The organism is Rhizobium sp. RCC_161_2 (genome assembly GCF_041355235.1).
In the GTDB taxonomy this organism is placed as follows: Bacteria; Pseudomonadota; Alphaproteobacteria; order Rhizobiales; family Rhizobiaceae; genus Rhizobium.
This window is the reverse complement of the sequence record NZ_JBFUPL010000006.1, coordinates 308,978-332,379: the sequence shown is the minus strand read 5'-3', so window position 1 is coordinate 332,379 and position 23,402 is coordinate 308,978. Positions and strand designations below refer to the sequence as shown.

General features: G+C 59.4%; 15 protein-coding genes. 10 read left to right on the top strand and 5 right to left on the bottom strand.

Annotated elements, in window-relative coordinates; translation table 11 throughout:
* Nucleotides 1-60 precede the first annotated feature (60 nt).
* Together AB6803_RS18090 and AB6803_RS18085 are read left to right on the top strand one after the other, a co-directional pair.
* A complete protein-coding gene (locus tag AB6803_RS18090; protein WP_371110179.1) occupies nucleotides 61-4,041 on the top strand; it encodes an amino acid adenylation domain-containing protein in 3,981 nt (1,326 codons plus the stop codon).
* Nucleotides 4,042-4,054: 13 nt separating this feature from the next.
* Nucleotides 4,055-5,365 (top strand): glycosyltransferase, encoded by a 1,311-nt coding sequence (locus AB6803_RS18085; protein ID WP_371110178.1) that lies wholly within the window; start codon nucleotides 4,055-4,057, stop codon nucleotides 5,363-5,365.
* A 152-nt stretch (nucleotides 5,366-5,517) separates the two neighbouring features.
* On the opposite strand, the gene AB6803_RS18080 is transcribed toward AB6803_RS18085, so the two are convergent.
* Nucleotides 5,518-6,405, bottom strand: a complete 888-nt coding sequence (locus AB6803_RS18080; protein ID WP_371110177.1) for a LysR substrate-binding domain-containing protein — start codon at nucleotides 6,403-6,405, stop codon at nucleotides 5,518-5,520.
* A 102-nt stretch (nucleotides 6,406-6,507) separates the two neighbouring features.
* On the opposite strand from AB6803_RS18080, the gene AB6803_RS18075 reads away from it, so the two are divergent.
* From AB6803_RS18075 to AB6803_RS18060, 4 genes are all read left to right on the top strand, one after another.
* Nucleotides 6,508-7,761 carry an SRPBCC family protein gene (locus AB6803_RS18075; protein ID WP_371110176.1) on the top strand — a complete coding sequence of 418 codons (1,254 nt, stop codon included), beginning with the start codon at nucleotides 6,508-6,510 and terminating at the stop codon, nucleotides 7,759-7,761.
* Complete coding sequence (locus AB6803_RS18070) at nucleotides 7,751-8,839, top strand: FAD-binding oxidoreductase (RefSeq protein WP_371110175.1); 1,089 nt, start codon at nucleotides 7,751-7,753, stop codon at nucleotides 8,837-8,839. The genes AB6803_RS18075 and AB6803_RS18070 overlap by 11 nt, the downstream gene beginning before the upstream one ends.
* 223 nt (nucleotides 8,840-9,062) lie before the next feature.
* Nucleotides 9,063-11,420 (top strand): Orn/Lys/Arg decarboxylase N-terminal domain-containing protein, encoded by a 2,358-nt coding sequence (locus tag AB6803_RS18065; protein ID WP_371110174.1) that lies wholly within the window; start codon nucleotides 9,063-9,065, stop codon nucleotides 11,418-11,420.
* A 21-nt stretch (nucleotides 11,421-11,441) separates the two neighbouring features.
* A complete protein-coding gene (locus tag AB6803_RS18060) occupies nucleotides 11,442-12,002 on the top strand; it encodes an N-acetyltransferase family protein (RefSeq protein ID WP_371110173.1) in 561 nt (186 codons plus the stop codon).
* Nucleotides 12,003-12,128: 126 nt separating this feature from the next.
* Here the strand turns inward: AB6803_RS18060 and AB6803_RS18055 are convergent, their stop codons facing one another.
* The gene (locus AB6803_RS18055) at nucleotides 12,129-13,655 is read right to left on the bottom strand and encodes a SulP family inorganic anion transporter (protein ID WP_371110172.1); all 1,527 of its coding nucleotides are present in this window, start codon (nucleotides 13,653-13,655) and stop codon (nucleotides 12,129-12,131) included.
* 4 nt (nucleotides 13,656-13,659) lie between these two features.
* The gene (locus AB6803_RS18050; protein ID WP_371110171.1) at nucleotides 13,660-14,364 is read right to left on the bottom strand and encodes a carbonic anhydrase; all 705 of its coding nucleotides are present in this window, start codon (nucleotides 14,362-14,364) and stop codon (nucleotides 13,660-13,662) included.
* Nucleotides 14,365-14,961: 597 nt separating this feature from the next.
* On the opposite strand from AB6803_RS18050, the gene AB6803_RS18045 reads away from it, so the two are divergent.
* Nucleotides 14,962-16,251, top strand: a complete 1,290-nt coding sequence (locus tag AB6803_RS18045; RefSeq protein WP_371110263.1) for a DUF882 domain-containing protein — start codon at nucleotides 14,962-14,964, stop codon at nucleotides 16,249-16,251.
* Nucleotides 16,252-16,798: 547 nt separating this feature from the next.
* Here the strand turns inward: AB6803_RS18045 and AB6803_RS18040 are convergent.
* Entirely contained in the window at nucleotides 16,799-16,945 is a 147-nt protein-coding gene (locus AB6803_RS18040; protein WP_007690640.1) for a DUF1127 domain-containing protein, read from the bottom strand.
* A 416-nt stretch (nucleotides 16,946-17,361) separates the two neighbouring features.
* On the opposite strand from AB6803_RS18040, the gene AB6803_RS18035 reads away from it, so the two are divergent.
* The gene (locus AB6803_RS18035; protein WP_007693942.1) at nucleotides 17,362-17,565 is read left to right on the top strand and encodes a cold-shock protein; all 204 of its coding nucleotides are present in this window, start codon (nucleotides 17,362-17,364) and stop codon (nucleotides 17,563-17,565) included.
* 219 nt (nucleotides 17,566-17,784) lie between these two features.
* Here AB6803_RS18035 and AB6803_RS18030 read toward each other — a convergent pair whose 3' ends face one another.
* On the bottom strand, nucleotides 17,785-18,570 hold the full coding sequence (locus tag AB6803_RS18030; protein WP_371110262.1) for an SDR family NAD(P)-dependent oxidoreductase: 786 nt from the start codon (nucleotides 18,568-18,570) through the stop codon (nucleotides 17,785-17,787).
* Between the two features lie 565 nt (nucleotides 18,571-19,135).
* Between AB6803_RS18030 and AB6803_RS18025 the strand changes: the two genes are divergently transcribed.
* Nucleotides 19,136-20,269, top strand: coding sequence for an efflux RND transporter periplasmic adaptor subunit (locus tag AB6803_RS18025; RefSeq protein ID WP_371110170.1), 1,134 nt, complete (start codon nucleotides 19,136-19,138; stop codon nucleotides 20,267-20,269).
* Nucleotides 20,270-20,278: 9 nt separating this feature from the next.
* A complete protein-coding gene (locus AB6803_RS18020) occupies nucleotides 20,279-23,353 on the top strand; it encodes an efflux RND transporter permease subunit (RefSeq protein WP_371110169.1) in 3,075 nt (1,024 codons plus the stop codon).
* The last annotated feature ends 49 nt before the right edge of the window (nucleotides 23,354-23,402 follow it).

The window sequence follows — 23,402 nt, the reverse complement described above, 5'->3', positions numbered from 1 at the left end:
ATCCGCCGCCGTTCTCTACAGCAGGGTTTCAAAGAGAGACATGGATTTAAGGATTTAAGAATGACTAGGAAGGAGAGACGTCTCCCGATTTCTCCGGCGCAGGCCGGCATGTGGATCGGCGAGAAGGTCGGGGCGGCCGGCCTTATCTTCAATCTTGCAGAATCTGTCGAGATCCACGGGCCGGTGAACCCGGAAAATTTTCGGCGGGCATTGCGCCAATTGACGGAAGAGATCGACGCCACCCAGCTTCGCATTCACGAGATCGAGGGCCAGCCTTATCAGCTCGTGATGGAAGAATTCGAGGGCGACTTCAGCGTGGTCGATTTTTCCGCTACCGAGGAGCCGCGAAAGGCAGCGGAAGCCTGGATGGCGGCCGAAGTGCTGGCTCCGCTTGATCTTGCGCATGACAGATTGTGGAACAGCGCGCTCCTCAAGCTTGCCGCCGATCACTGGCTATGGTTCCAGCGGGCGCATCACATCGCCTTTGATGGCTTCACGGCCGGCTTGTCGTCACGCCGTGTCGCGGAAATCTATACGGCACTGGAAGAAGGGCGAGAGCCCGCGCCGGTCGATTATGGCACGCTGGAAGAGATGCTGGAGGCCGATCGGGCCTACCGAACGTCGCAGCATTTCGAGCGCGACCGCGCCTATTGGACGGACCAGCTCCGGCAAACCCCTCCGCCCCCAACGCTCGCCAAACGACGCGCGACGCAGACAGGCGGCCTGCTACGCCACAGCACCTATCTGAGCGCCGAAAATGCCCATACACTTGGCAACGTCGCAAAGGACCTGGGCGCCTCGGTACCGCAAATGCTGATTGCGCTCGTCGCAGCTTACTATGCGCGGGCGACTGATTACGAAGATCTGGTCATACTGACGATGCTGACCGCGCGCATAAACCCGGCCATGCGCCGCATCCCCTGCATGATGGCCAACGCCGTTCCGCTGCGTTTCAAGCTCTCGCCCGAACTGACGCTGCAGGATCTCGTCAAGCAGGTCTCGCAACAGATGATGCGGGCGCTGCGCTACCAGCGCTATCGCTACGAAGACATGCGGCGGGATCTCGCTCTCCTGCGCCACGACGAGCAGATCGCCTGGCTCGGCGTCAATATCGAGCCCTTCGACTACGATCTTCGCTTCGCCGGCCATCCGACGACCATTCACAACCTGTCCAATGGCTCTATGAACGACATGACGATCTTCGCCTATGATCGTGGCGACGGCAGCGAGATGCGCATCGATTTCGATGCCAATCCAGGGCTCTACAGCCTGGAAGAGCTACAGTCGCACGAGGCGCGCTTTACGCAGATGATGAACACGCTGCTGACGGAGCCCGGTCAGAAATTAAGTTCCTTCAGCCTGCTTTCGGATGAGGAGAGACAAAAGGTCCTGGTGGAATGGAACGATACGGCTCGTGCGGTCCCCGATCTCACATGGCCGGAACTTTTCCGCCAGCAGGCAGCCAACAATCCGAATGCTATTGCTGTTGCCTTCGATGACAAGAAGCTGACCTATGCTGAACTGGATGCCGCTTCGGACAACTGGGCTGGCCTTCTGAGCAAGCGCGGTGTCGCCCGTGGCGATCTGGTGGCTGTGGCGGCTCCCCGCTCGGAGCAGATGCTCGTCGGTCTGCTCGCCGTACTCAAGGCGGGTGCGGCCTATCTGCCGCTAGATCCCTCCGATCCGCCAAGCCGTATCGGCATCATTCTCGAGGACGCCAAGCCGAGCGCGATCATCAGCACAAGCGAGGCTGCCGCCAAGCTTCCGGTGGAGGGTATCCCGACGGTGCTCCTCGACCATCCGGAGGATTGCTCTCCGCATCTGGTGACCGGAACGCCTTCCCCCGACGACAGGGCTTATGTCATCTTCACATCGGGCTCCACCGGACGGCCGAAGGGGGTGGAGATCCCACATCGCGCGCTGACGAACTTCCTGTTCGCCATGCAGGATCTTCTGAAGATGACGTCAGAGGATCGTCTTCTGGCCGTCACCACCATCGCCTTCGATATTGCCGCACTTGAGCTTTATCTACCCCTGCTGGCGGGCGCACGCACTATCATCGCCACCCGTGAAACCGTGCGGGATCCGGCGGCTCTTGCACAGCTTCTCAAGCAGTCGAAGGCCACCATCATGCAAGCGACACCATCGCTGTGGCGTGCCTTGCTCGAGGATCACGGCAATGGCGTGCGCGGCCTGCGCCCGGTGGTTGGCGGCGAAGCGCTTCCGGCTGACCTTGCCCATAAGATGGCACGGTTCGATCATGCGGTGCTGAACGTCTATGGTCCGACGGAAACCACAATCTGGTCCACCGCGATGCCGCTGAAGGGTAAGGATCTCGACGCGCCCCCGATCGGCCGCCCGATCTGGAACACCAGGCTCTATGTTCTCGACCGCAACGGCGCCCCCCTGCCGCCCGGCTTTGCCGGAGAACTTTACATTGGCGGCGCGGGGGTTGCGAAAGGCTACCTCAACCGACCCGACCTCACGCAGGAGCGCTTTCTGCCCGACCCGTTCGTGGGCGATGGCAGCCGCGTGTATCGCACCGGCGATATGGCCTGCTGGCGCGGTGACGGCGTGATGGAATATCTTGGCCGGAACGACCATCAAATCAAGATCCGCGGCTTTCGCGTCGAGCCTGGCGAGATCGAGGCCGCTCTCGTTTCCCAGCCTGAAATCCGCCAGGCCGTCGTCATTCTTCGCGAGGATCCGGGCCAGGGCAAACGGCTTGTCGCCTATCTGGTCTCGGCGCATGGCGAGGCGGTCGACGGGCCTGATGTCTCCGCCAGACTGGCCCACAGCTTGCCCAGCCATATGATACCCTCGGCCTATGTGACACTGAGCACCATACCGCTCAACGTGAACGGCAAAATTGACCGCCATGCGCTGCCGGCGCCCCAATGGCAGATCCAGGAAGGCTTCGTTGCGCCTCGAAGCGAGGCGGAAAAGATGATCGCCCGCATCTGGTGCGAAACGCTCGGGCTCGATGAGGTCGGCGTCCACGACAGCTTCTTCAAGCTCGGCGGCGATTCCCTCGCCGCCGCCAGAATGATCGCCGCCGTACGCTCGAAAATCAACCCGGCCATTCCGCTGGGAGCTATTTTCGAATTACCGACAATTGCCAGCCTTGCCGTGCTGATCGGCAATCCCGCTGTGAAGAACGAGTACCTCGATCCGGTGCTGCCCATCCGCCATAAGGGGAATTCGGCGCCGCTGTTCTGCATCCATCCGATTCTCGGCATGGGCTGGGCCTTCCATTCGCTTGCCGAGCATATCGCGGCGGACATGCCCATCTATGCTCTGCAATCGGAAGGACTGAGCGATCCCTCTGCCTTACCCGACACCGTCGAGGAAATGGCCGAGCGCTATGTCGACCGCATCCGCAAGATACAGCCCAATGGTCCCTACCATATCCTGGGATGGTCCTTTGGCGGCCTCGTCGCTCATGAGATGGCCCGGCAATTGCGGGAGGAGGATGAGACGGTGGCCTTCCTCGGCCTGCTGGACTCCTATCCCTATCTCCAGAAGATCCGTGATGCGTCATCGGATGACGTCATTCTGGTTCAGGCCGCACTCGGCTTCCTCGGCGTCGATGTCGATATAGCGGCACTCGACCCCAGCCGGCCCGCCTTCTCCATCCTGTACGACTACCTGATTGCCCAGTACGACATGGGCAATCATCCGCTGATCCATGAAATCCAGACATATGAACCCGACATTCTGGAAAAGGCGCGCGCGATCATCATCCATCACCTCGGTCTTGCCCGGAAATTCAAGCCGGGATTTGCCGAGCTGGACATGCATTTTTTCTCAGCCAATCGCGGCAAGGGAAAAGCCATCGATGATGTGATGAACTATCGCGCCGAAGCATGGCTCCCCCATGTCGGCGGGCGGGTTTATCGCCGTCATCTCGATTGCCATCACGAAGAGATGCTCGATCCGGCTCCGGCACGGGAAATCGGTGCCGTCGTTCAGGCAGAGGTGCTTCGCGAATTTCTGGTTTTGCGGGCGTCCGACTACTCCGAAAATGCCATGACGGCATAGGGGCGGTTGGTTCATGAGAATCGTCATATTCACCATTGGGACGGAAGGCGATGTCCGTCCCCTGGTTGCCCTTGCCTTGGGATTGCGGCAGGGGGGCCATCAGGTCCGCATTGCTACCGACCCAAGTTGCGCCGATCTGGTGAGGGAAAACGACATAGACTACGCTTGTTTGAACGGCGATTTTCTCGCCTGGATGCGAAGCGACCAAAGAACGATGGAACGCGGGCTTGCCTCGTTCGCGATCATGGCGGAAGCCCGTCGCAGGTTGCTGGCCATGGCCGTCGACTGGGCTGAACAGGGTCGCGCCGCCGCGCAGGGCGCGGATCTGCTGATCGGCAACGGCATGGTCTATTATCTGGCCGCATCGTTGGGAGAGCGGCTTGGGGTGCCGGTCGTCGAAAGTCAGTTGATGCCGACACTGCCGTCCCACACATCTCCGCCACTGCCCTTGCCCCCATGGATGTACCGCCTTCCCGGCTTTGCCAACAAGGCGTTCGGCCATGCGGCCCGTCTTCTGGTCTGGAAGACCCTGAAGCCCGCCTATAACGAGATTGTCAGGCCTGCTTTAGGGCTGCCAGCCTACCCGCGCTTTGCACCCTTTCAGGATAAATTTCTCAACCATCCGCGCCTTTTCGGCTTCAGCCCGACACTGATCGAACCTTCGGCAAGCTGGCCCGAGCAAACCCTCGTGACCGGACCATGGTATCTGGAAAGCAGGGAGAAATGGCAGCCATCCGAAGCTCTGATGCAGTTTCTGGAGAGTGGTCCGCCGCTCATTTACGTCGGCTTCGGCAGCATGCTGAATCACGATGCGTCAGGATTTACCGATAAGGTACTCGCCGCGATCAAGATGACCGGCAAACGCGCCGTCCTGGCGACAGGATGGGGAGGTCTGAACGCAAAGGCAGACTTCGATAGCAGCACAATTTTTGCCCTTGAGCGCGCCCCGCATGATTGGCTCCTGCCGCGCATGGCCCTGGCCGTGCATCATGGTGGCGCCGGAACGACGGCCGCCGCGGCCAGAGCCGGCATCCCTTCGGTCGTCACGCCTGTTTTCGGCGACCAGCCCTTCTGGGCTGCACGGCTCGAACATTTGGGTGTCGCGCCCAGAGCCTTGCCGAGAGAAAAATTGACAGCCGATACGCTCGCCGCTGCGATCTTGGCAGCCGACGCGCCGCAATTGCGCGCGAGCGCCAAAAAGCTCGCGGAGAAACTAGAGGCGGAGCAAGGCGTTGAAAGTGCCATAGCCGCGCTGCGCGCGTGGGGCCTGTTGCCGTCTTCCACGACGGTCCCGCGAAGCAGCGACCTGCAAAAGTCGGCCTGAATCGACCTTTTTCTATTCGGTGCATTGTGCGCGAAATGGAAAAGAAGTGTCGGCGATTTGGGCGTGCTTCCCAACGAGACGCCCTTGAATGCGCCTCTCGCATCGTTCAGCTAAGCGCCTGCAAGACCACTCCATTTGCTAGCCGCCGACCTTCAATGGTGGAGGGCGGCGCTCAGCCATTTGGCAGCATGGTCCGCAGCGACGGTTCGACGCATCCTGAGAGGAAGAAGCACGTTGTAATGATCGTCCGCCACAAGCTCTGACTCATCGAGCTCGACAAGCGTTCCATCGTCGAGAAACGTTTGAACAAGAAGACGCCAACCCAAAGCCACTCCCTGTCCCGCCCGAGCAGCCGCTATAGTCTCGGTATAGTGGTTGAAACGGAGCGAGGGCTTGACGTTCAACGAATGTCCGGTTTTCTCCATCCACCTCGTCCAGGACAGCCAGGAGCGATCCTGCACATCCGTTTCGATAAACTCATCCGACTCGGAAAGCTGGCGCGAGCTACGGGTGCGCATATAGTCTGGCGAGCACACCGGAACGACGACGTCGCTCTGCGAAGCGATAACCGTTCCATCGCTGAAGGGCGGCGTGCCGTAGCGGATGGCTATATCGATCTCACCAGCGTCAAGATCGATGCGAGTGTCCTGTGAGACGACACGGATCTGTATTCCAGCGTTTTCCCGTCGCAGCTGAGCAAGACGCGGAAGAAGCCAGAAGGATGAAAACGCAACCGTTGCGCCAATCGTGACGACGTCCTTCTCTGACGAGCGGATGACCTCGATCGTATCAGCGATGTTCGAAAAACTCTGCGCGAGCGAGGCCCCTAAGGCGAGGCAGGCAGTGGTCGGTTCGATCGCGCGATGCTTGCGCACGAACATCGGCTGCCCGAGGTCTTCTTCCAGTCCGGCGATTTGGCGACTTACCGCGGCCTGAGTAACGCCGAGCTCGACAGCAGCCAAAGTGAAGCTCTTGCGACGGATTACCGCCTCCAAGGTCATAAGCGCTGTCAGTGATGGAATGCGTCTTCGAAAGTCCATTCACTCCCCATAACTTTAACTTATGCGAAATGGAAAATTAATGCCGTTGAAAGCGCCACAGCACAAGGGCAAACTGCCATCAACCAAGCATAAGAGGTTATCATGCTAAACAGGCTGCCTTCCTCGATCTCAGCTCTTCTTGACGCTCGCGCAAATGGTCACTCGCTGCCGGCGGGCCTCTATACGCGCGACGACGTCTTCGATGCCGACATCGACGTATTCTTTCACAAGCACTGGATCTGCATCGGCCTGGATTGCGACGTTCCCGAGGCCGGCGATGCGACCGTAATCGACATCGGCAAGACGAGCTTGATCCTCTTGCGCGACGATGATGGTGAAATCCGCGTACTTCATAATGTCTGTCGCCATCGCGGATCCCGTTTACTCGATTCTGGGACAACGATCGTATCGAAGCTGGTTTGTCCCTACCACACATGGACCTATGAGCTGTCCGGCGAGCTAAACTATGCGCCTCACATGGGTAAGGATTTCGACAAGAACTGCCACGGACTGAAGCCTGTAAACTTCAAGTCCGTTGGCGGCCTCATCTACGTCTGTCTGTCTGATAGTCCGCCTGAAGATATTGCCAACCTCGAACAGGCTATGATCGAGCGTCTGGCACCCTACGACATCCGCAATGCAAAGGTTGCGCATCAGACCGACGTCATTGAAGACGGCAACTGGAAGCTCACGATGGAAAACAATCGCGAGTGCTACCACTGTTCCGCGAACCATCCCGAACTTTGCGTATCCTTCGTGGACCTCGACTTTGGGTTCGACCCCGAAACGCTCAGCCCGGAAGATCGCGAACAGGCTGAAGAGCATTTCCGTCTATATGAGGAAAAAACCAAAGCGTGGGAAGCGGATGGTTTTCCATCGGCGGCAATCGAACAGCTTGTTGACTGCGCGACAAATTTCCGGACCCAGCGCCTGATCATTGCAGGCGCCGGCGAATCTCAGACGCACGATGCAACGGCCGCCGTCTCGAAGCCTCTGGGCCAAATGACCCGCAAGGATCTGGGCGACACGCACCTCTGGGGCCACAATAGTTGGAACCACTTCATGGGCGATCACGCAATTGTCGCGATCGTCATCCCGCTTTCTGCCGGAAAGACGCTGGTCCGGACGAAGTGGCTTGTCCACAAGGACGCCGTCGAGGGCAAAGACTACGACCTCGACAAGCTCACCGACGTCTGGATCGCCACAACCGACCAAGACGCGGACCTCGTCGCTCGTTCGCATGCCGGCGCGCTCGACCCCGCTTACCAGCCAGGCCCATATTCGCAGTTCTCTGAGACCAATCTGGACAAGTTCGCGACGTGGTACATCGATCGGATGCGGGCTCATGGGTATTGAGTTCGCACAGATGCATCGCGGTCAGACCACCCCACAGATCTGGAACCCGGAGCACGACGAGAATCTTGTCTGCATCGACGTCCACCAAGAGACGCACGATGTGAAGAGCTTCACGTTCGCGTCGCCGGAAGGCAAGCGTTTCGACTTCGAAGCCGGCCAGTACTTTCTCTTTGATTTCCCGGCGGGAGACGACGCGGAGGCAAGATGCTACAGCATTTCTTCCTCGCCTCATCGAACCAACGCTTTCACTGTTACAGTTAAGCGTGTCCCGAACGGCAAGATGTCGAATTGGCTTCACGACAACATGACCAGTGGCACGGCCGTGAAGGGCCAGGGGCCCCTGGGGCACTTCGTTCGACCGAAAACGACTGCAGCCAAGTTTTTGCTGCTTTCAGGCGGGTCCGGCATTACTCCGGTGATGTCGATCGTCCGTAGTCTGGCCGATAGCTGCGAGCCGGCCGACGTGATCTTCATTCACGCATCGAGGACTCCGCTTGATCTGATTTTTCGCAGGGAGCTCTCGTGTCTGGCATCCCGCATGAAGGGTCTGCGCCTTCATTTCCTGCCGGAAAGCGTGCTTGGTGAGCCGGATTGGCCTGGGCTGACCGGCCGCATTACGCCCGAGTACCTCAAACTGGCCGTTCCCGATATCGCCGAACGGGTGGTGATGTGCTGCGGTCCAGCCCCGTTCATGGTAGCCGCGCGTTCGATTTCAGCAAGCCTGGGTGTTCCTCCGGCTAGCTATATCGAAGAGAGCTTCGACGCCGCAGTCATCGACGCACCAGGACCTGTTGCCGAGCAAGTCGCCGCCAGCAAGGTCTTCCAGGTCGAGTTCACCAAGCAAAATCGGAAGATCGAAGTCTCGACCGAACAAACAGTTCTTTCCGCCGCAAAGAAGTCGAGCATCCGGCTCCCATCTTCCTGTTCCAACGGCGTGTGCGGAACCTGCAAGTCCAAGCTGGTGTCCGGATCAGTCGAAATGAGCCACAACGGCGGCATCAGGCAGCGCGAGATCGACGCTGGCCTGTTTCTGCCCTGCTGCTCGAAGCCTCTTAGCGACCTTGTCGTGGAGCGCTGAGGCAACTGCGTCTAATTGAAAGAACAAGCATGCTTCGGCATGATCTATCCGACTTGTCACTCTTCAACGACTGCCCGCTATTCCGCCATTCTTGACATTGCACGATCTTGCCATGTGAATGGCGGAACCATTCTGTGCGGGTGCCTCGGACATTCGGCATTCTGTCACAACCCTGTCATGAAATGCGTCGACACCTCGTGCCGGATCAAGAACGGGTACCCAGATGGATTATTTCAGACGTTTCAATTTTTTATTCGCGACACCGACCTTCGATAACGAGGATTTGGAGGGCGCCCGCTACAACCAGATCGTCGAGGAAATCGAACGCTCCGGCTTTGAAGTGGTGCGCGCGCGCAATCTCGAAGACGCAGAGATCGCAGTGCAGACGGATGCCGCCATCGGCTGCATGCTGGTCGACTGGGGCAAGAAGGGGCTCGAGGGCAAGACCGCTTCCCTCATCAATCTAATGCGCCGGCGTGGTCTTGAATTCCCGATCATCCTGCTGATCCGCCGCAAGCGCTTCGAGGATGTACCGGTGGAGGTACTCGACTTCATCGATGGCTATGTCTTCCTCTCCGAAGAAACGCCCGCCTTCATCGCCAAGAGCCTTATCAGCCGGCTCAAGCAATATGCCGAGACGCTGAAAACGCCGTTCTTTGGCGCTCTGGTCGATTATGCAGAGGAAGGCAACCACCTCTGGACCTGCCCCGGACACAATGGCGGCATCTTCTATAGCCGCAGCCCCATCGGCAGGGTGTTCATGGAGCATCTGGGCGAAGCGGTGTTCCGCGACGACCTCGACAACTCCGTGCTCGACCTCGGCGACCTGTTGACCCACGAGGGGCCGGCACTTGCCGCGCAGAAGGAAGCGGCCAAGATCTTCGGCGCCGAGAAGACCTATTTCGTCCTGAACGGCACTTCCACCTCCAACAAGGTGGCACTCTCTGCGCTGGTTACCGACGGCGATCTCGTGCTGTTCGACCGCAACAACCACAAGGCCGCCCATCATGGCGCCTTGATGATCTCCGGCGGCATTCCGGTTTACCTGCCGACCATACGCAACGTTCACGGACTGATCGGCCCCATCGATTTTGCGGCCATGGACGAAGAGGCCCTGCGGGAGCGCATCCGTACCCATCCGCTGGTGAAAGACCCCGATGCCTGCAAGAAGCCGCGCCCATTCCGTGTCGCGGTGGTGGAGCAGTGCACCTATGACGGTACCATCCACAATGCTGAGATGATCCTCAAGCGCATCGGGCATCTGTGCGACTACATCCTCTTCGACGAGGCATGGGCGGGGTTCATGAAGTTCCACCCGCTCTATGCCGGACGCTTTGCCATGGGTCTTGCCGATCTCGGCCCCGATGCGCCGGGCATTATCGCCACGCAGTCCACCCATAAACAGCTCGCAAGCTTCTCGCAGGCATCCCAGATCCACATGAAGGACCGGCATATCACCGGCCAGAAGCGCCGCGTGGAGCATCGGCGGTTCAACGAGAGCTTCATGCAGCACGCCTCGACCTCACCCTTCTATCCCCTGTTTGCTTCACTCGACGTGGGCGCGCAGATGATGAAGGGGCGTTCGGGCGAAGTGTTGTGGGACGACACGATCCGTCTCGGCATCGAACTACGCAAGAAGATCAGGGCCGTGCGCCGCGAGTTCGAGGAGAAGGAACATCGTCCCGAGCGTCGCTGGTTCTTCGAACCTTTCGTGCCGGACCGGGTGGCGATCCCGGATGTATCCAGCCCCGGCGCGGTGCACAATGTGCCATGGGAGAGCATCACCACCGACCAGCTCGCGACCAATCCCGCCTTCTGGCACCTGACGCCCGACGCGGCATGGCACGGCTTTTCCGCGATGGAACCGGGCTTCGCCATGACCGATCCCAACAAGCTCACCTTGCTGACACCAGGTTTTGATCGGGCGACCGGAACCTATGCCGAGCACGGTATTCCAGCGCCCATAGTGGCGCAGTATCTCCGTGAAAACCGCATCGTCGCGGAGAAAAACGACCTCAATTCCCTGCTGTTTCTCCTCACCCCCGGGGTGGAGGCCAGTAAAGCCGGCACGCTGATCAGCGGCCTCGTCGCCTTCAAAAGGCTGCACGACGACAATGCGCTGCTGGAGGAGGCAATCCCGGAATTCTACCGCCGCCGGCCAAACCGCTATGCAGGGGTGCGGCTACGCGATCTCTGCGCAGACATGCACCGCTTCTTCCGCCAGGCCAATGTCAGCGCACTTCAAACGCTGCAGTTCTCGGCTGACCACTTGCCCCCCATTGCCCTGTCGCCTCACGATGCCGCACGCTGCCTGGTGCGCAACGATGTGGAGTACCTGCCGATCGACGCCATTGCCGGCCGCATCGCAACGACGCCGTTCGTGGTCTATCCTCCGGGCATCGCCACCATCGTGCCGGGCGAACGGTTGACAAAGAAGGCACAGCCCATGATCGACTATCTCAAGATGTTTGAGACCTGCTTCAACACCTTCCCCGGTTTTGATGTGGAGATTCAGGGGGTCTATCGCGAGACCGATGCCACTGGCCGCATCCGGCTTTATACCTACGTCGTTGCGGAATAGACCGGGAAATCAGGTTCGATCATGGAGCAGGACAAAACAATCGTCATTCGCCCGTCCCGGGATACCGACGTCGATGCCATGTTGGCGATCTATCGCCGCCACATTCGCCGCGGCGTAGAGGACGGGGTTGACGATACCGACACGCCGCAACCGGACGATCTGCGGGAGCGGCGCAAGAATTTGAAGAGCCGCCGCTTCCCCCATGTCGTCGCGATCAAGGGCGGAGAGGTTGTGGGCTATGCCTATGTGGTGCTGTTCCGCAAACGCCCGGCCTATCGTTACACCGTCAAGCACTCGATCTACGTGCATCACGACCATATCGGCCAGGGCGTGGGGCGCCTGCTCATGCGTGGGCTGATCGACGCCTGCGCGGCGGCCGGTTTCCGGCAGATGATCGGCTATATCGACGCCGACAATGTTGCGTCACTCGCCCTGCATGAACGCTTCGGCTTCGTTCGCGTCGGCGTATTGCCGGGTGTCGCCTATCGTTACGGCCGCTGGGCCGACAGCGTGATGGTCCAGCGCTCACTCGGTTCCGGCTCGACCGCGCCGCCACCCCCGCCAGCGCTTTCCACCCGCTGAAACGAACGGTCGCAGTTTAACCTCGATAGCCGACATTTCCGGCGAATCGGGCAACTGCCGAAAAATTACGAGATACAGCGGGCGCCCTTGGGCGCCCGCTCCGATTCAAACTTGGTTCGCTCGACCTCATGCAACCTCCGCCGACAGTCGCTCGAAAATTCCGCTCAGCCGGGGATGGCGACCGGCGGGAGGATGCTGGATTTCGACAGCGCGGCCTATTTTCTTCTGCCGCTTCAGCCATTCGCGCAGCGTTTCCGCGCAGGTGTGGTCGAGATAATGCAGGTCGCCGCCGGCGATCCGCACTTTGCGGCTCGCCGGAAGCGTCTCCAACATATTGAGCAGCACCGGCACATCCTTGCAGGTGGCCACACCGGCGAGCGTGAGATGAACCGTCTCCGCATCCTCCGACCGGTCGATGGCAAGTTTGCGTCGCAGATGCGGGAAGACCTCGAGGATCGACAGCGCCAGACCAAGTGCCACGCCGACGAGCAGGTCCTGCACGACGACCATGGCCACAGTCGCCGCCCAGATCCCGACCGGTACCCAGCCGTGATGATCGAAGAGATGGCGCACATGATGAAGGCTGATCAGCCGCCATCCGGTGACGAGCAGCACCGCGGCAAGCGCCGTCAGCGGTACCAGGCCGAGCAATTGCGGCAGGAGGGCTACAAGCCCAAGGATCCAGACGCCGTGCAGGATCGCCGAGGCGCGTGTCCGCGCGCCGGCCTGGATGTTGGCTGAAGAGCGGACGATGACGCCGGTGATCGGCAACGCACCAAGGAAACCGCATAGTGCGTTGCCGATACCTTGCGCGAAAAGCTCCTTGTTGAAACGCGTCCTGACACCGTCATGCATGCGGTCGACGGCGGCGGCCGACAATAGTGTCTCGGCACTGGCGATGACCGCGATCACCAAAGTCGTGACGATAATGCCCGGCTGCACCATTTGCCGGAAGCTTTCCATTGTCGGCAGCGAAATACTGTCGACCAACGAGGCTGGCACCTCGACCCTGGCGATCGGTAACTGCAGGGCAACGGTCAACACCGTTCCCGCCGCGACGCCGATAAGAGCGCCGGGCACCAGCGTCAGCGATTTTGGCCGGAACTTTTCCCAGCCGATCATGGCAAGCAGGGAAATCAGGCCGACCAGCAAGGCCGCCGCCTCTTTCGTCAATCCGGTCCCCCAAAGGCGCCCGATCGTCCTCTCCATGGCGGTGACATTCTCGATGCCGCCGGCCGCCGGCTGGGCGCCCATCAGCACATGCACCTGTCCGAGAATGATGAGGATGCCGATGCCCGCCAGCATGCCATGAACGACAGCGGGCGAAATCGCCCGGAACCAGGAGCCGATCCGGAGGAAGCCGGCAAGGACTTGCAGAAGTCCGGCAACGACCAACACAGGCCCGAGCATGGCGATCCCATATTGCTCGACAAAGCTGAAGACGATCACGGCAAGACCGGCGGCGGGCCCTGAGACCTGCAGCGGCGACCCAGCTAGGAAGCCGACTACGATACCGCCGACAATACCGGAGATCAGGCCCATGGCGACAGGCACGCCGGAGGCGACGGCAATGCCGAGGCAAAGAGGAATGGCGACGAGGAAAACGACCAGGGACGACGCGAAGTCGCGGGAAATGTTGGAGCTGTTGGTCATGGCGCTACTCCGCGACGAAGGCTGGCTCAGCCTGTAGCATGACCCGCGAATGACCTCGGCCGGTCACTGCGACTGGCAAGGGCCGGTCCTCGTTTATCTCGGTAAAGCGCGCGGCTGCACCGTCATAAACCTGCACTTCGCCCGTTTCGATATCGAAGAACCAGCCGTGCAGCGTTACGTCGTTGGTCGCAAGTTTGGCCGCTACGGAAGGGTGCGTGCGAAGATGGTCCAGCTGGACAACGACATTCTCCATGGCGACGGCCCGCACCTTCTGACGTTCGGACAGATCAGCGGGATAGGCCTCGCAAACGATCGAGTGAGCGGCGTAGCTGTGTTTCAGCCAGGCGGAGACATTCGGCATCGGCTTCAGCAATTCCGGGCAGCAGAGCCCTTTCATCGCGCCGCAATCGGAATGGCCGCAAACGATGATATCGCGGACACCGAGTGCGAGGACGGCATATTCGATGGCGGAGGAAACGCCGCCATTGGCCGTCGAGAATGGTGGAACGATGTTGCCGGCATTTCGGCATACGAACAGCTCTCCCGGTCCTGATTGGGTGATCGTTTCCGGCATCACTCGGCTGTCCGCGCAGGATATCATCAGAGCCTGCGGCTGCTGGCCTTCCTCAGCGAGCCTGCGATAAAGCGCTGAATGGTTCGGAAAGACCGCGCCGCGAAAGCTCGATATACCTTTTAGCAAATCATTCATTGTCTGGTCCTTTTGCTCAGGGGCCGGACAGAAGGCTGGGGGTGCACCCTAGCCCGGCGAATTAGCACATGAATATTTGTGCAAGTGCGAAATAAGAAAGGAGTGCCGTGAAGGAAATGGCCAAGACGCCCATTAGCCTTCACCAAAACATCAATAGGACGTGAGCACGTTGTGAGATGGTTTGATTTGAGAGCCTGGCTTGGAGCAGATAATTGCGAATCGTTATGTACAGCAAAGATTTAGTCCCGCGCCGCGAGGACCGTTCGGCAGCGGTAGCGGTCAAACCGAGACGATAATCGCTGCTTCCGCTGATCACCTCGGTCCGGAATTGCCGCCGCTTCCGGGCCTTTCGCTCTCCTGCACCGCACAATCTGGGACAGCATCCGGACAGGGCCGTTCGGCCTCCTCGGCAACGCACACTGGGCAGCCAAACTTTGCGATTACCTCATAAACCGTCTGTTAGGGATCTGTTGACCATAATTAGAGACGAAGCGACGCCGCAGGTGCGGCGCCCCCGATATCCAATGTCTTTTACCAAAGACGAAAGTCGTATCCGTGCACCAAGCGATCCTCTCCATCCCGGCAACAACGTTAGCCATGCTTTTGTCATTCGCCGCTCAGCGAGTGGTGCTGATCGCAATGCTGGTGCTAGCCACCCTGGCGGGATCCGCACAGGCGGCGGCCGATGACCGGGCACTCAAGCTCTTCTTCACGCATACGGGAGAAAAAGCGACCATCGTCTTCAAGCGGGGCGGCAAGTTCGACCCGAAAGGCCTGGCGCAGATCAATCGTTTCCTGCGCGATTGGCGAAAGAACGAGCCGACCCGGATCGATCCGGAATTGCTCGACCTGGTCTGGGAAGTCTACCGCCGCAGCGGCGCGAAGGAGGCCATACACGTGGTCTCGGCCTACCGTTCGCCATCCACCAACAACATGCTGCGAGGCCGGTCGCGGAGTTCAGGCGTTGCAAAGCACAGCCAGCACACACTCGGCAAGGCGATGGACTTCTATATACCGGGCGTGAAGCTCGCGACCCTGCGGGCGGTCGCCATGCAGATGCAGATCGGCGGCGTTGGCTTCTACCCGAACTCGGGATCGCCGTTTGTGCATCTGGATGTCGGCAATGTCCGTGCATGGCCGAGAATGTCGCGCCAGGAACTGGCACGGCTCTTTCCAACCGGACGGACTCTGCATTTGCCGGCAGATGGCACGCCGCTGCCGGGTTATGAGCTGGCAGTCGCGCAATCCAAGAAACGCCTGCGCATGACGGATAGCAAGATCGCCGGCATTGCGGATGACGACGATGATGCGGGATCCCCGACGATATCCGTGGACCCCGTGGCCACCGGAAGTCTCGTCACCGCCCTGTTGCCTACGCCTCAGAAGCGGGCCGCAAACGGACTGGAGCTTCAACTCGGCAAACAGGTAGCGCAAGACAGCAAAATCCGACCCTTCGCTGATCTCGCCTCCTATGTGGTTCCGCTGCCGGCACTGCGACCGGACGGCCGCAGCGACGCCAAGGCGATCGTGCCCACCAAAGTTCAAGCCGTTCCCCCGGTCTTGGCAAGCCTGGTGGTGGGCCGAAGCCCAACTGGCAAATTGCTCGTTGCGGACCAGCCCCAAGATTCGATGAATCGTGACATGGCGACAATGCAGCCTATGGCGGCCTCCGCCCCGCAGGCCGTGTCTGCCGGTGTCGGCGCCATGAACACCAGGGCGCTCGTCGCATGGGCCTTGCAACCTCCAGGCACCGCGATCGAAATGACGCTCCCCAGTCTGGTCAGCACAGCGCTCCCTCTGGAGCCAGATACAGCCGGCACCGGGAACAATGCTTCAGAGATTGCGGAGGACACGTTCAATGTCGAGAGATTTGGCGTCGAAGGCTGAAGCCAGCGCCGCGTCGCACATCTACCGGTAAATCGCGGATACTTCCCTGGCGGTGGCATCGCGTTGGTATCATCGATACAGTGGCCGCCGGCAGATCGAGCAAGCGCCAGCACAATCATTAGCAAGCCGTGAGACTGTCCATGCCGATGACGGCGATGGGCACGTACCAGCTGCTGACTGCCCGAAATGTCCCCAGAAACGAAAAAGCCTGCCGCGGGAGGAGGTGCGGCAGGCTTTTCGAAAAGAACCGAACAGCGACTGGGAGGAGGAGTGTCGCTGTTCCTACAGACGTCCCTGGGAGGAGGAGTGGGCCGTCTGATCTCCGAAGCTCTGCGGGAGGAGGTGCATTGCTTCGATGGCTGTGACCATACACCGACCACGGACGATTCCTATGCCTTATGCTGCACTGCAGCTATGCAAGAAATACAGATCGGAAAGACTGGCGATCGAGCAAGGATCAAACCGATCCTCACACTGGGATCCCGACGCAGAAACGCCCGCGTCATCAGCGGGCGTCGAGCAGTCCTGGAGACTGGATGCTGTGCGGTTAGCGTGCGACCGATGCGCGGGCAACGCTGCGGATGTCGGCGCGATCGATGCCGAGGTCCTGCAGTTCACGGCTGGACATGCGGCCGAGTTCGTTGACGGTCTGACGGAACTTGCGCCAATTGTTGAAAGAGCGTGCTACGTTCATGATAATCCCCTTTCCTGAGGGCTTGATGACGTCAGCAACCTTGCTCGGCTCCGGCGTCGTTTCGATGGTTGTAACATAGCTATTTCAATCGGTTTAAAACAGTGCCAATCCCTCATCCCACCCATGCATCCCGCGCATTGGTCCTGCATATCCCGCAAGAGATGAGCGTTTCTTAGGCGATGATGTGATCGAAGGGCCAACCCGGCCTCCGGACAGCGGCGGATCTCGTTTTGAACCGTCGGCCCCACAATTCAAGCGCTCCGGCAGTCAACTCGGCTCCCAGATTCTATCGCTGTGGCCGAAATTCCCGGCGAATCTCGAACTAAAGAGAAATTGCCGTCTGTTAATAACGAAACATGCAAACTATAAGTTCGATGAGCGAGTCAAGCTCGCCGCACAATTGAAGAGGAAATGTCATGCCTACAGGTACCGTTAAATTTTTCAATGAAGACAAGGGATTTGGCTTCATTACCCCTGAAAATGGGGGAACTGATGTGTTCGTTCACGTGTCTGCCTTGCAGCGGGGCGGCTCGCTCAGAGAAGGCGAGAAGGTCAGCTACGAGCTGGGCCAGGATCGCAAGACCGGAAAGTCGAAAGCCGAAAACGTCAGCGTACTCTGATCGTATCAGCTGAAGAATTAGCCGAGGATTTAGCCTGTTTCCGTGTGCAGGCAGGCTAAACCATCCCCATCGCCCGAAGGGATGCGAACCCACTTTGGTTTCGCGGCATCTTCGTTGGGTTTTAGAATCGGCCGCCCACGGTCTAATACAATCGAGCCCTTCTCTGAGTTCGGTTCAGCCGTCTGACGTCGTGTCGGTGGGTTGGATCGTTGGCGACGTTCAGGCCTGCGAGCGCCGTTCGAAAAGGACGATGCCCGTGAGTTCGGCAAGCCTGTCTATCAGCCTCTGCTGAAACGCTGGATCGTCGACTTCGGCCGCGGGCCGGCGCTGTTGCCGGTGATACCAGTAACAGCCGCTCATTCTTGCCGCCTCATCATCGCTGACAGCAAGCCACGTCTGCGTCTGATGACCCATCTCGAGGTCGTCGGGCGCTCCGCCGCCGCCCATCTTCGTCGGCACCCACCCGGGATCGACCGAACTGCTGACGACATCAGACCAATGCCGGGCGACGACCGCTGCCATCGTCGCCACATAGAGCTTGCTGTCCGAATAGGCCTGGCTCGCATTCCACGGCCGCGCCTTCCAGTCGACATCCTCGAGCGAAGCGGTGCCGCTGCGATGCATGCCGCTGCTGAGATAGATCAGCCGGTCTGGCCGCTCGATCAATGCCGTCAGCATGTAGGGCGCAAGCGTGTTCACCGCCAGTATTTTCGCATGGCCGTCGGGCGTGCCGCCACGACTCTTCTCAAGATAGATGCCGGCATTGTGGATCACGGCATCCATCCTTCCAATCGCATTGACCTGCTCCGCAATCGACCGGGTTTCCGCGGCGCTGCTCAAATCTCCGATGACCACATCAAGGGCTCTTGGCACCAGATCCGCAATCGCTGATGCGCGTTCCCCAGACCGCGCGTGTAACACCACCTCATGGCCCTCGTTCAAAAGGGTTCGTGCCGCGGCAAGGCCAAGACCGTCGGAGGAACCTGTGATGAAGATGCGGCGCATGGACTGCCCTTCGTCTGTAAACGTCGACATGTCGATTTATATCCAACCGGCAAATCCGATCAAATGTGAGACCGGATTCGGGCAAATGCGCGTCGATGTAGCGCAGGGTAATGCCGGATCACATGGTGCAATGTAGGTCGGTGATGCCTTCGATCTCGCATTACCATTATTTTAGACTTCTTCGATATGGTTCGAACGCAATAAATCAGTTATCGTATATCCGAGCGTAATAACTCGTGCTCAATCAAGAACAAAGGCCCGCCCATGACGCGTGACTGGTCCGGTTTGCTTGACGATGGTCGGCATCGATGCGACCTGCTTCGATCATGGTGGAGCCGATATCGCCTTCAGCGGGTCGGAGATGTTGTTCCACGGTGCCTTTCAAAGCACAGGCGTTTGCCTAATCTACCTCACCGATCCCTATCGATTGTCATGCAGGCTGTGAATGCAGCTGGCGATGTGCTCGTGACCGCGCCGGCCGAGAGGCATTCTCCGTGAAACGCACTACAGCCGATGTCAATCAGACCTCATACCAACCAATCCCTGAAGAGTAGAGTCTGCAATCATGATAAAACGCATGGTGATCATGCTGATCGTCATAGGCCTGATCCTGGGCGGGATCTTCGGCTTTCAGGCATTCAAGAACCGCATGATCGCGGCTTATCTGGCTAACCTCAAGGCACCGCCGCAGACCGTCTCGACAATTCCGGCGGCAATGAGCCCATGGCAGACGACGCTGCAATCGATAGGCAGCTTCAATGCCGTCGAGGGTGCCAACCTTTCGGCGCAGGTTTCGGGTATCGTCCAGAAGATTGGCTTCGAGGATGGTCAGGACGTCAAGAAGGGTGATCTGATCGTGCAACTGCTCGCCGATCAGCAGATTGCAACGCTGCAGCAATACCAGGCGTCGGCTGCGAATGCCCAGATCGCCTATGACCGCGATTCCAAGCTGATCAAGGCCAATACGATCGCGCAGAGCCAGGTCGACAGTGATCTCGCCAACTTGAAATCCGCGCAGGCGCAGGCCGCGTCGCAACAGGCATTGATCGATCAATATTCCATACGTGCGCCCTTCGATGGGCATCTCGGCATCAAGCTCGTCAGCCTTGGCCAATATCTATCGGCGGGAACGGCCGTCGTGACCTTGCAGTCGCTCGACCCGATCCAGTTTGATTTCTCGATGCCGCAACAGGCGCTATCGCAGCTGAAAGTCGGACAGGCGGTGACGGCAACGGTCGACGCCTATGGCACTCAGACCTTTGATGGCAAGATCACGGCTATCAGCCCTCTGGTCGATAGTCAGAGCCGCAACATCACCATTCGAGCGACGTTCGACAATCATGATCGCAAGCTTTTGCCCGGTATGTTCGGCAGTGTTTCCGTGGTGACCGGCGAGCCGCAAAACTATATCTCCCTGCCGCAGACGGCCGTCACCATCAATCCCTATGGCAATGTCGTTTATATCGTGACCGACAAGGGCAAAGGGCCGGATGGAAAGCCGCAGCTCGTCGCCAATCAGAAATTCGTCTCGACGGGGCAGGCGCGTGGCGATCAGATCGCGGTGACCAAGGGGGTGAACGCGGGTGACGTCGTGGTGACCTCCGGCCAGCTCAAACTGAGCAATGGCTCGCCTGTTATTATCAACAACGACGTGCAGCCGTCGAACGACCCGAATGCTAATCCCGCAAATCCCAACTGAGGCGTGACGATGAATATTACCGACATCTTCATCCGGCGCCCCGTTCTTGCCCTGGTGGTAAGCGCGTTGATTATCGTGATCGGCTACCAGTCGTTCCGTACGCTGACCGTGCGCCAATATCCACAGACCCAGAATGCCGTCGTTACGGTGACGACCACCTATCCGGGCGCCGCACCGGACGTGATCGCCGGCTTCATCACGACGCCGCTCGAAAACGCCATCGCCCAGTCCAACGGCATCGATTACATGACCTCGACGAGCACCAGCGGTACGTCTGTCATCACCGTCAACCTGCGCCTCAATTATAGCGCCGACGCGGCAATGACGGAAATCAACGCCAAGGTATCCTCTGTTCTCAATCAGCTGCCGACGGGCACGCAGCAGCCGATCATGTCGGTCTCCATCGGCCAGTCGATCGATGCGATGTATATCGGCTTCCGCAGCGATGTCCTGGCCAGCAACCAGATCACCGACTATCTGACGCGTGTGGTCCAGCCTAAATTGCAGGCGGTCAACGGTGTTCAAACGGCCGAAATCCTCGGCGCGCGAACCTTTGCATTGAGAGCGTGGCTGCAGCCAGACAAGCTCGCCGCCTACGGGCTGACGGCTGGCGATGTCGGCACCGCACTTGCAGCCAATAACTATATCTCCGGCATCGGTACAACGCGCGGCCAGATGACGCAGACGGTGCTCACCGCACGGACCGACCTGCATTCGGTCGACGAATTCAACGAGATGGTGGTCAGGCAGATCGGCACCTCGATCGTTCGCCTGAAGGATGTCGCCACCGTCGCGCTCGGATCTCAGAACCCCGATGTCCAGATCGGATTCGATGGGCAGGATGGCGTGTTCATGGGTATCCAGATCGCGCCGACGGCCAATCTGCTCGATGTGATCGCAGGCGTGCGTGCGGTGTTTCCGAGCATCCAGGAGCAACTTCCGCAGGGGCTCGAGGGCTATATCGTCTATGACTCCAGCGTCTTCGTCACCACCTCGATCGATGAGGTCGTGAAAAGCCTGCTCGAAGCCTTGGTCATCGTCATTTTCGTGGTATTTGCATTTCTCGGTTCGCCGCGTTCGGTCGCCATTCCCATCATCGCCATACCGCTGTCGCTGGTCGGCACGTTTGCAATGATGCTGGTCTTCGGCTTCTCGATAAACCTTCTGACATTGCTCGCCTTGGTGCTGGCCATCGGTCTTGTGGTCGACGACGCCATCATCGTGGTGGAGAACGTCAACCGCCATATCGAGGAAGGCGCGACACCGATGCGAGCAGCGCTGGACGCGGCGCACGAGCTGGTCGGGCCGATCCTGGCCATGACCGTGGTGCTGATCGCCGTCTATGTGCCGATCGGCTTCCAGGGCGGCCTGACGGGTGCCCTTTTCACGGAATTCGCCTTTACGCTCGTCGGTGCCGTGACCGTCTCCATGATCGTCGCGCTGACGCTGACGCCGATGATGTGCTCGCGCATCCTGAAGCCGCATCTGACCGACCGCAGCGGCTGGGAAGAGCGTGTCTCGGATTTCATCGACCGCCGCTTCTCGGAGATTCATCGACCCTATACGCGCATGCTGCACGGCAGCTTGAACACGGTACCGGTGACATTGCTGTTCGCCGCCATCGTTCTGGGCAGCATCTATTTCCTCTATTCCAGTGCCAAGAACGAACTGGCCCCTAACGAGGATCAGGGCTTCCTCGGCGCGCAGGTGACCAACGCTCCCAACGCGACGCTTCAACAGAAACTGCTCAATTCTGACCAGGTCACCAAGATCTTCAAAAGCTTCCCGGAGACTGACAAGACCCTGCAGGTCGAGGCGCCAGGTACGTCGTTCGAGGGTATGGTGCTGAAACCATGGGATCAACGCACGAGAACGGCCGACCAACTGCAGCCACTGGTACAGGGCGACATGGCAAAAATTGCCGGCGGACAGGCAGTGGTCTTCCAGATACCGCCGCTACCCGGCGCCAGCGGCTTGCCGGTGCAGTTCGCCATCGGCAGCACCAGCGGCTTCGAGCAACTCAACGAAGTGTCCAGCATCTTCCTGCAGGAAGCGCAGAAATCCGGTCAGTTTATCTTCCTGACAAAGGATCTCTACGTAGACAATCCGCAATATTCGATCCAGATCGACCGCAGCAAAGCATCGGCGCTTGGGCTATCCATGAACACGGTTGGTGCAGCGCTCTCCTCCATGCTGGGCGGTGGCTACGTCAATTATTTCAGTATCGACAACCGCTCCTACCAGGTCATCCCTCAGGTGGAGCAGCGTTCGCGTCAAACCATCGACCAGATCATGAATTATCCGATCGCAAACGTGAACGGTTCGAAGATCCCCCTTTCGGCAATCGCTACGGCGAAACTCCAGGCAACCCCACGCTCGGTCGCGCATTTCCAGCAGTTGAACTCCGCCACCATCTCGGGCGTGCCGGCACCGGGCGTCGCCGTTGGCGATGCTCTTGAAACCCTCAAGTCGATCGCGGCGCGCACACTGCCACAGGGCTACACGGTGGATTATGGCGGCCAGTCCCGCCAGTTCGTGCAGGAATCGAGCGGCATGGCCACCACCTTCGCTCTCGCACTGATCATCGTCTTTCTGGCGCTGTCGGCTCAGTTCAACAGCTTCCGCGACCCGTTCATCATCCTCGTCTCGGTGCCGATGTCGATCGCAGGCGCGCTCGCCTTCATCAGCCTTGGCATCGGCGGCGCGACGATGAACATCTATACGCAGGTAGGATTGGTGACGCTGATGGGGCTGATCAGCAAGCACGGCATCCTGATCGTCGAAGTGGCGAACACGCTGCAGGCTCAGGGGAAATCCAAACGCGAGGCGATTGAAGGCGCATGCGGCATCCGACTGCGTCCGATCCTGATGACGACCGGCGCCATGGTTCTGGGCGTCATACCGCTGATCCTGGCGACCGGTGCAGGTGCTGCTTCCCGATACAATATGGGTCTGGTGATTGCGACGGGGCTGGCTATCGGCACGCTGTTCACGCTCTTCGTGGTGCCTGCCGTCTACATGCTGCTGGCTGCCGACCACCGCAAGCAGGATGCGCCTGAAGCAGAGCCAGCACCCGCGCACTGATGAAAGCCGGATGAGGATGCCATCCACGTCATCACTCCATCGGAACGGC